Raw genomic sequence first — 2,945 nt, forward strand, 5'->3', positions numbered from 1 at the left:
AGTCCTGACCCCCGCCCGGCACTTGCCGACGGAGCCCCGCACCCCCCGCCCCGGAGGTGCGGGGCTCCGTCGTGCCGACCCGCCCATGCACAAGGCGGACCCGATGCTGCATGCTGTGCTTTTACCCGGTCTTCGGCATGGAGCTGCGCATGACTACCACCTTTCCGTCCATCTCCATCAGCACGGACAGGTTGGTGATGCGCCCCTTCGAGATGGCCGACATCCCCGCGTACATCGAGATGATGAACGACGAGGCGGTCGTCGCGTGGATGGACGGACCGAACCCGTACACCCAGGTCGACGCCGAACGCTGGGTCCGCAGGATCGCCCCCGCCGAACGCACCGGCGGCCAGGGCATCGCCCTCGCCGTCACCGAGTTCCTCACCCAGCGGCTCGTCGGCAGCGTCCGCCTCCTGAACACCGACTGGCGCACCCGCTCCACCGAGGTCCGCTACATCACCGCCCCCTGGGCCCGCGGCGAGGGGTACGCCACCGAATCCGTGCTCGCCATAGCCGAATGGCTCTTCCGCGACCAGGGCTTCGAACGCATCGAGCTGCGCACCCCCGCCGACAACACCGCCTCCCAGCAGGTCGCCCAGAAGCTCGGCTGCATCAGCGAGGGCGTCCTGCGCAACGCCCGTATCGCCCGCACCCGCACCGAGAACGGCACCGACGGCGGCTGGACCGACATCCGCACCGACCTGATCGTCTGGGGACTCCTCCCCGAGGACCTCGAAGGGGTCGCCGAACAGCTCGCGGACGCCGGTGGCTACGGCACGTACAACGACTGGAAGTAGAGCCCCGGCCTGTCGTGGGCCACTCGCGGGCCCAAGGTCCGGACCAGGTACTCTCACCCCTGCCCGGCACCGCAAGGGAATCGCCCCGCACCGCACGGGTGAACGCCCCACCCCTCCGACACCCCAGGAGACAGACGACGATGGCCGACCGGGTCACGGTGATCGGCTGGGACGGCACGCCACTGCCCGAAGCGGCCACGGCCGCACTCTCGGCCGCCACGCTCGTCGCCGGCGCCGCACACCACCTCGCCCTGCCGGAAGTGCCGCCGAACGCCGAACGCATCCGGCTCGGCAGCGTCGACCTCGCCGCCCGCAGGATCGCCGGACACCGCGGCAGCGCCGTGGTCCTCGCCGACGGCGACCCCGGCTTCTTCGGCGTCGTCCGCACCCTGCGCGCCCGCGAACACGGCCTGGAGGTCGAGGTCGTCCCCGCCGTCTCCTCCGTGGCCACCGCCTTCGCCCGGGCCGGCATGCCCTGGGACGATGCCCAGATCGTCGTCGCCCACCCCCGCACCCTGCGCCGCGCGGTCAACGTCTGCCGGGCCCACCACAAGGTCGCCGTCCTCACCTCGCCGGGCGCGGGCCCCGCCGAACTGGCCCTCCTCCTCGACGGCATCCACCGCACCTTCGTCATCTGCGAGGAGCTGGGCACCGACCGCGAACGCGTCACCGTCCTCACCTCCGACAAGGCCGCCGACCACTCCTGGCGCGACCCCAACGTCGTGATCGTCATCGGCAGCGGACCCGAGACCACCCCGGCCGGCGCCTGGATCGCCGGCCGCCAACCCGCCTACCCCCAGGGGATACGCGGCTGGGCCCTGCCCGCCCAGGCCTACCGGGCCGCCGGGGCCGAACGCATGCAGGAGTCCGGCGAGGGAGAGTTCCCCGGGCTGCGCGCCGCCCAGCTCGCCCGCCTCGGCCCCCGCACCGGCGACCTGCTCTGGGACATCGGCTCCGGCAGCGGCGCCCTCGCCGTCGAGGCGGCCCGCTTCGGCGCGGCGGTCCTCGCCGTGGACGCCGACCCGGCCGCCTGCGCCCGCACCGAGGCCGCCGCCCGCGCCTTCGGCGTCCCCGTCCAGGTCGTCCGCGGCAGCGCCCCGCACATCCTCGAGCGGCTGCCCGAACCCGACGTCGTACGGATCGGCGGCGGGGGAGTCCCGGTGGCCCGGGCCGTCCTCGACCGGCGGCCGGAACGCATCGTCACGCACGCCTCCAACCGGGACGAGGCCGAGGCGCTCGGCGCGGCCCTCACCGGAAACGGCTACACCGTCGAGTGCTCGCTCCTCCAGTCCGTCGACCTGGACACCGAGGTGTGGACCGAGCGGGAGCGGTCCGTCGTGTTCCTTCTCTCCGCAGGGCGTTCGGACCTCGCCCCCTGATCCGTTACGCCCGGTACGCGAGGTAGGCTGGCCGATTGTTGTACCGCGCCCGGGCGTTCGTCGCTTCGTTCGTCAATGTCCGGAAAAGTGGACTGTTTTGGTCCGCGCTGTGGTACGGCACAACCCGGGGGACGCGCAACGTGGCGCAGTCCACAGTGAGCCGTGGCAGAACTGCCTGTCGCGGCGGCGATCGGCCGCGAGAATAGGAAGCCCGCGGGCGTTTCGTGCCGCGCGGCGAGCCCGCTCGTTCTTGATGACGAGCACCGGCGTGCCGTGGTTCGGCGTCCCGGGCGAAGGGCCGAAGGAGCACTGACGATGGGCGAGGGGTACGCATGACTGACACCGGCCAGATCCCGGGCGAGGGACTGCCGGAGAACGCAGGCATGGTGGAGCAGCCGGGCATCCCCGCCCCGGACGCGCACACCTTCCTCGACCCCTCCGAGCACACCCCCGAGGACGACGACCTTCTGCTGATGCCGACCTCCCAGGGCGCCTGGAGCGACCCGCAGGCCGCCCCCGCCCCCGCGCAGGGCCAGCCCCTCGCGCAGACCGCGACGGCGCAGCCGCCCGTGGCCGAACACGGCCCGGCGCAGCCTCAGCCGCAGGTTCCCGCGCAGCAGGTCCAGGCGGCCCCCGCCGTGGAGACGCCCAGCACGCACGAGACCGGTGGCCGCGACTCCGGCTCCGTGGACCTCAACGGCGTACGCATCCCGACGCCCGCCCCCGCACCGGTCGGCGCGCACGCCGCCCCGGCCGCGGCCCGCCGCCC

2 protein-coding genes and 1 pseudogene are annotated in these 2,945 nt (G+C 73.4%); all 3 read left to right on the plus strand.

From position 1 onward, the window contains the following. The first annotated feature begins 110 nt into the window (after positions 1-110). A complete protein-coding gene (locus tag D3105_RS33125; RefSeq protein ID WP_118906519.1) occupies positions 111-797 on the plus strand; it encodes a GNAT family N-acetyltransferase in 687 nt (228 codons plus the stop codon). A 140-nt stretch (positions 798-937) separates the two neighbouring features. Then, positions 938-2,176 carry a precorrin-6y C5,15-methyltransferase (decarboxylating) subunit CbiE gene (cbiE, locus tag D3105_RS33130; RefSeq protein ID WP_118906520.1) on the plus strand — a complete coding sequence of 413 codons (1,239 nt, stop codon included), beginning with the start codon at positions 938-940 and terminating at the stop codon, positions 2,174-2,176. A gap of 332 nt (positions 2,177-2,508) precedes the next feature. After that, positions 2,509-2,945 (plus strand): annotated as a pseudogene (locus D3105_RS35030) (nicotinate-nucleotide--dimethylbenzimidazole phosphoribosyltransferase); the annotation flags it as partial.

It is taken from the genome of Streptomyces globisporus, from assembly GCF_003501885.1.
Classification (GTDB): domain Bacteria; phylum Actinomycetota; class Actinomycetes; order Streptomycetales; family Streptomycetaceae; genus Streptomyces; species Streptomyces globisporus_D.